The sequence below is a fragment of the Cnuella takakiae genome (assembly GCF_001953305.1).
Lineage (GTDB): Bacteria > Bacteroidota > Bacteroidia > Chitinophagales > Chitinophagaceae > Flavisolibacter > Flavisolibacter takakiae.
This window is the reverse complement of record NZ_MTFE01000010.1, coordinates 1,644,219-1,645,772: the sequence shown is the minus strand read 5'-3', so window position 1 is coordinate 1,645,772 and position 1,554 is coordinate 1,644,219. Positions and strand designations below refer to the sequence as shown.

Here is a 1,554-nt window from a genome sequence, read left to right as displayed (position 1 = left end):
ACACCATAGCACTATACACATAACCTTTCAATGCTGTTTTCGTATGCCTTCTACTGCCATCATGCCGAACTTGTTTCGGCATCCCCTGCTGCTCTAGTAAACTCCGGGTTAAAAAAGGAGATGCCGAAACAAGTTCGGCATGACAGACCCAGCCAGCACCAGGCATTCTTGCTTACCTTAAAAAGTTTGTTCCAAACTCCAAACTCCAAACTCCAAACTCCAAACAACGAAACACCAAAAACACAAAACACAAAACCGCCCTCCTGTTAACGCCTTCCCAAATACTCCCGGTCCCAGTAACTTTTGTCCTTGTTTTACATCCTACAGACAAACTGCTTACCATGACTAAATTTTACCTCATCGCCTTCCTGCTCTTTTTTGCAGCCTGCAAATCGCCGCAGAAAATTTACGACCAGGGCAACTTCGACGCAGCCATCGAAAGGGCGGTAAAAAAGCTCCAGCGCGATCCTAATGATGCCGCTTCCCGAAGGGTGGTGAAGGATGCCTATGAAGACGCGGTTGCGCAGCAGGAGTCTGAGATCCGAAACCTACTCGCAACCGCCGGTGAGGAGCGTTTCATACAGGTGTACCGCAAATACAATTACCTGCAGGGACTGTACCATACCATCAGCCAAAGTCCTGTAGCGCAAAAGACCGTGCAACCTACTGATTATACCTCCTACCTGGCCACCTACCGAGACAAAGCTGCGGAACTGTATGTGGAGCGGGGCCGCCGCTACGCGGAAGCCGACTCCAAGCGGGGCTATCAGGAAGCCTGGCGCGCTTTTCGGGCTGCACAGGACCTGAAACCCGGCGACCCGGAGATCAGGTCCCTGGTAGCCGATGCCTACCGGGAAGCCATTACCGTGGTAATGGTGCTGCCCATGGATAGTTATGGCAGCAACTATTATTTCAGCAACAGCTCATTTCAGCTGCGCAATTTCCAGGACCGGCTGATCCGCCAGCTTAACTACAGCACCAATGATGATTTTATCAAGTACTACTCCGAGTGGGATGCCATGAGCCGCGATATGCGCCCCGACCAACTGATGGAAATGCGCCTGGGCCGCATGCGTTTTGGCCAGCCTTTCGACCGTACCGAAAGCCGCAAGGTGCAAAAAGAAGTAGTGGTAAAAGAAACCGTGTACAAAAAAGATTCAGTAGTAAAAGAGTATGCTACCGTTTCGGCAACCATTTATACCACCCACCGCACCCTGATCAGCGAAGCAGGCCTGTTGCTCACCAGCCGCGACCCCAATGGTCGTATTTTGTGGAACGATGAATTTGGCGGACAGCACCGCTGGGAAGTAAAACTGGTTACCTGGAAAGGCGATGAAAGAGCACTGAGTGATGCCGACAAACAATACATCAACAACAACCAGCCCGGCGATCAGCGTGTGCCACGAGAAGATGAAATTGTGGATGAACTGTTGCGGCAAATTCTGAACGACCTGGCCTTGCGGTTGCGAAGCAATTACCGGAAGCATTTTTAGCAGGATGCAGAGTTGCAGGAATTATTGATTATTGGATTATTGATTATTAGTGTAGCATGTT

The 1,554-nt window shown here is 50.4% G+C and carries 1 protein-coding gene; it reads left to right on the top strand.

Going from position 1 to position 1,554, the window contains the following annotated elements:
* The first annotated feature begins 341 nt into the window (after positions 1 to 341).
* Positions 342 to 1,493 carry a hypothetical protein gene (locus tag BUE76_RS07385; RefSeq protein ID WP_073040369.1) on the top strand — a complete coding sequence of 384 codons (1,152 nt, stop codon included), beginning with the start codon at positions 342 to 344 and terminating at the stop codon, positions 1,491 to 1,493.
* The last annotated feature ends 61 nt before the right edge of the window (positions 1,494 to 1,554 follow it).

Excerpts from the sequence above, each read along its gene's own strand:
- BUE76_RS07385 (WP_073040369.1), top strand. The coding sequence starts at position 342 with ATGACTAAATTTTACCTCATCGCCTTCCTGCTCTTTTTTGCAGCCTGC.